Genomic DNA, 4,423 nt, shown 5'->3' on the forward strand with positions numbered 1-4,423 from the left:
AGAACTGATGCGGATAGTCGTTCACCCGCGCCCTCGCCGCCGGGATCTTCACCCGGTCCATCAACTCCACGGCCTTGGCCTTGGCGTCCTTCCGGGACAACCCCTGATGCACCCGGAACATCTCGCCCAGTTGATATCCCACACTCAGCACGGGATTGAGCGACGACAGGGCGTCCTGGAAGATCATGGCGATCTTCCTGCCCCGCAGCGCGCGTCTCTCCTCTTCGGAGGCCCGCAGCAGATCGCGACCGTGGAAGAGGATCTCGCCCTGGGGGATGCGGCCCGGCGGCATGTCGAGGATGCCCATGATCGCCTGCGCGGTCACGGACTTGCCCGACCCGGACTCGGCCCTCCCCGTCCGTGCTCCGGTCCGGGGTGGGCACTGGCTCGTCGATGGTGATCATGTGGTACGCCTCCCTCAGCGCAGCTTGGGGTCGAGGGCGTCGCGCACCGCGTCGCCGAGCATGATGAACGCCAGCACCGTGACGCTCAGCGCGGCGGCGGGGTAGAGCAGGATGTGCGGTGCGTTGCGGAACTGCATGCCGTCGGAGGCGTCCGAGATGGCCACGCCCCACGAGACCGTCGGCGGCTGGAGACCGATCCCCAGGAAGCTGAGGGTGGCCTCCAGCGCCACATACGTGCCCAGCGCGATGGTCATCACCACGATCACCGGGGCGACGGCGTTGGGCAGCACGTGTTTCACCAGCATCCGGGTGGTGCCGGCGCCCAGCGCCCGGGCGGCCTGGACGTAGTCGTTCTGCCGCACGGTGATGACCGAGCCGCGGGCGATCCGGGCCGCCTGCGGCCAGCCCAGCAACACGATCACCCAGACCACCGGCCAGATGCCCTCCGCCTCCGTCATGGCCAGGAAGACCAGGCCGCCCAGCACCATCGGGATGCCGAAGAAGACGTCGGTGATCCTGGAGAGCACCCCGTCCGCCCAGCCGCCGAAGAATCCGGCCAGCCCGCCCAGCACACCGCCGATGAGCGCGGTCCCGAGCGTGGCGCACACGGCGACCGCGATGGAGGCGCGGGCCCCGTACACCGTGCGGGTGTAGACGTCGCACCCCTGGGCGTCGAAGCCGAACCAGTGGCCCGGCGCGGGGCCGTCCAGCGATCTGCTCAGGTCGCACGCGAGCGGGTCGCGGCTCGCGATCAGTCCCGGCCACACGGAGACGAGCAGCAGGAAGATGATCAGCAGCGCGGAGAGGCCGAAGATCGGGTTCCGCCGCAGGTCGTGCCAGGCGTCCGCCCACAGGCCGCGCGCCTTCGGCCGCCTCCGGCGCCCCGTCGCCCGCCGGCCGGACCCGTCCCCGACCACGAGGTCCTCCACGGGACCGACCCCGAGGCCGCCCGCAGCCGGCGCGGCGCTCGCGCCGTCGAAGGCCGGCGGCTCCTCGGGATGGCTGCGGACGTGTGACTCAGGCATACCGGATCCTCGGGTCGAGCACGGCGTAGAGGAGGTCCACGAGCAGGTTGGCGGCGAGGAAGACGAGGACGAGGATCGTGACGAACCCGACGACCGTCGGGGAGTTCTGCCGCAGGACGCCCTGGTACAGGTGGTATCCGACGCCCTGGATGTTGAAGATCCGCTCGGTGACCAGGGCGCCGGCCATCAGGCTGCCGATGTCGGTGCCGAGGAAGGTGATCACCGGGATCAGCGAGTTGCGCAGCAGGTGGTGGGTGACCACCCGGTGCCGCGGGAGGCCCTTGGCGACGGCGGTGCGGACGTAGTCGGCCCGCGCGTTCTCCGCCACCGAGGTGCGGGTGAGCCGGGCGATGTACGCCAGGGAGACCAGGGCGAGGACGAGTCCGGGCAGCAGGAGTTCGCCGAACGTGGCCCGCGTGCTGACCGCCGGGTTGACCAACGGCCACTTCACGCCCAGCAGGAACTGGAGCGTGGCGCCGGTGACGAAGGTCGGGACGGAGATCACCAGCAGGGTCAGCAGCAGCACCGAGGTGTCGATGCCGCGACCGCGCCGCAGCCCGGAGACCACCCCGAGCAGGACGCCGATCACCATCTCGATGACGAGCGCGATCAGCATCAGTCGCACGGTCGCCGGGAACGCGGTGGCCATCAGCTCGGTGACGGGCCGGCCGTTGAAGGCGGTGCCGAAGTCGCCGGTGAAGATCTTGCCCAGGTAGAGCAGGTACTGCTGCCACAGCGGCTTGTCGAGGCCGAACTCCTCGCGCAGCCGGGCGGCGGTTCCCGGGTCGGGCGCCCGGTCGCCGAAGAGTCCGGCGACCGGATCGCCCAGCGCGTACACCATCACGAAGATCAGGAAGGTCGTCCCGATGAACACCGGGACCGTCTGGAGCAGTCGGCGGATGACGTAGCGCCCCACTGGCGGGCCTCCTCGTCGGGCGAAGGGGACGTCAGGCGACCTCGATGTCGGTGAAGACCGGGACCGAGAAGGCGTTGAGCCTGACGCCCTTCACGCGCTCGGAGTAGCCCGCGGTGCCGTTCTGGTACCACAGCGGGATGGCCGGGAGGTCCCGCAGCACGACCTTCTGCGCCTCCCGGAAGGTCTCGACCGCCTCCGGTCCCTCGGCCGCGTTGGCCCGGTCGACCAGTCCGTCGAACTTCTCGCTGCTGTACCCGGAGTCGTTGGAGGAGGCGTCCGTGTAGTACAGCGGCTGGAGGAAGTTCTGGATCAGCGGGTAGTCCATCTGCCAGCCGGCCCGGAACATGCCCTTCATCTCCTTGGCCGCGATGTCCCTGCGGTAGTCCGCGAAGGTGCCCACCGGCCTGACCTTGCAGGCGTCGTTGTCGCCCAGGGCGTTGTTGACGCTGTTGCAGACGGCGTCCAGCCACTGCCGGTGCGAGCCGGTGTCCACGTTCGAGGTGAGGGTGACGCTCCCGCCCGGCAGTCCGCCGGCCTCCTCGATGAGCCGTCGGGCCCTCTTGGGGTCGTAGGCGCACGTCCGTCCGCACAGTCCCTCGGTGTAGCCGCCCTCGGCGCCGAGCACGGGCGAGGTGAGGTCGGTGGCGGGGATGCGGGTGCCGTGGTAGATCCGCTCGGTGATCCTCTCGCGGTCGATCGCCATGGAGAGGCCCTGGCGGATGCGGCGCGCGTCCTCGCCTTGCCACTCCTTGCGGTAGAGGGGGAAGGTGAGGGTCTGGAGGATGCCCGCGGGCTGGTTGACGTAGCGGCCGTCCAGGTCGCGTTCGGCGTTCTTCAACTGGGAGGCGGGGATGTCGTCGGCGACGTCGAGGTTGCCGGCCTGGAGGTCGGTGTAGGCGGTGTTGGTGTCGGTGTAGACCTTCAGCTCGACGCCCTCGTTCCGGGCCTTGTCCTCACCGCTGTAGTTCTCGTTCCGGGAGAGCTTCATGCTCTGTCCCCGGGTGTACGAGTCGACCTTGTACGGGCCGTTGCCGACCGGCTTCCTCAGCCATGCCTCGCGGTCGGTGAAGAAGGACTCGGGCAGCGGCGCGTAGGCGTTGTAGCCGAGGGTCTCCGGCCACTGGGAGAACTTCTGACCGAGCTTCACCGTGAAGGTGTGGTCGTCCTTCACCGTCAGGCCGGACATGGTCCTGGCCGTGGGCTTGGCGCCCTCCTTGGCGGGGTGGACGTCGTCGTAGCCCTCGATGTACTGGAAGAAGTACGAGTTGACCTGGTTGTTGGTGACCAGGGCGCCGTAGTTCCAGGCGTCCACGAAGGACTTGGCCGTGACCGGCGTGCCGTCGCTGAACTCCCAGCCCTTCTCCAGCGTGACCGTGAAGTTCTGCTGGTCGTCGGTCTCGATCGACTCGGCCACGGCGTTCACGGCCCGGCCGGTCCTCGGGTCGTAGCGCTTGAGGCCCCGGAAGATCATGTCGAGGACCTTGCCGCCCTGCACCTCGTTGGTGTTGGCCGGTTCCAGGGGGTGCTGCGGGTCGCCCCACGACGCCCGCACCACTCCGGACTCACCGCTGCCCGCCGCTCCGCCGCCGCATGCCGCGGTCGCCGTGGCGAGGACGACCACCGCCACGACGGCCCCGGTGAAGCGCGTGGCTGTGCGCATGAGGTGCCTCCCTGGGTCCTGATCATTCTTCCGACAAGACCCATATCACCCCATAAAGACCGTTCTCGGTCGTTGCCTCGCCGCACGCGCGGACCGCCCCCGAGAAACCCCCGGATGCCGGACGGCCGGGTGGGCGGCGCACCGCGCGAGGCCCGTCACCGAAAGCGCCGGGGGCGCCCGGACCGATTCGGTCCGGGCGCCCCCGGTACGGCCGGCGCGGCCCGTGTCGGCGCGCGGCGCTCGTCAGGCCGCGTGCACCACGTCCCGTTCTTCGGCGAAGTGGCAGGCCGACGGATGCGCGGCCGGCGTGTCCCGCCCCACGAACCGCTCCGGCACCGCCAACACCGGCACCTCCCGCGCACACCGCTCCTGCGCCTTCCAACACCGCGTCCGGAACCGACACCCCGACGGCGGATCC

General features: G+C 69.9%; 3 protein-coding genes and 2 pseudogenes. All 5 read right to left on the reverse strand.

Annotated features, from left to right (window positions below):
• Positions 1-346, reverse strand: a pseudogene (locus IF47_RS0126425) (ATP-binding cassette domain-containing protein); the annotation flags it as partial.
• Between the two features lie 72 nt (positions 347-418).
• Positions 419-1,429, reverse strand: a complete 1,011-nt coding sequence (locus IF47_RS0126430; RefSeq protein WP_031511526.1) for an ABC transporter permease — start codon at positions 1,427-1,429, stop codon at positions 419-421.
• Entirely contained in the window at positions 1,422-2,345 is a 924-nt protein-coding gene (locus tag IF47_RS0126435; protein WP_031511527.1) for an ABC transporter permease, read from the reverse strand. Before IF47_RS0126435 ends, IF47_RS0126430 begins: the two co-directional genes overlap by 8 nt.
• A 31-nt stretch (positions 2,346-2,376) precedes the next feature.
• The gene (locus IF47_RS0126440; protein WP_031511528.1) at positions 2,377-4,005 is read right to left on the reverse strand and encodes a peptide ABC transporter substrate-binding protein; all 1,629 of its coding nucleotides are present in this window, start codon (positions 4,003-4,005) and stop codon (positions 2,377-2,379) included.
• 243 nt (positions 4,006-4,248) lie between these two features.
• Positions 4,249-4,423: pseudogene (locus IF47_RS31805) on the reverse strand (peptide ABC transporter ATP-binding protein); the annotation flags it as partial.

The organism is Streptomyces megasporus (genome assembly GCF_000718985.1).
Taxonomy (GTDB): domain Bacteria; phylum Actinomycetota; class Actinomycetes; order Streptomycetales; family Streptomycetaceae; genus Streptomyces; species Streptomyces megasporus.

Bases quoted from the DNA above. Each gene is read 5' to 3' on its own strand.
- IF47_RS0126440 (WP_031511528.1), bottom strand. From the start codon at position 4,005: ATGCGCACAGCCACGCGCTTCACCGGGGCCGTCGTGGCGGTGGTCGTC.
- IF47_RS0126430 (WP_031511526.1), bottom strand. From the start codon at position 1,429: ATGCCTGAGTCACACGTCCGCAGCCATCCCGAGGAGCCGCCGGCCTTC.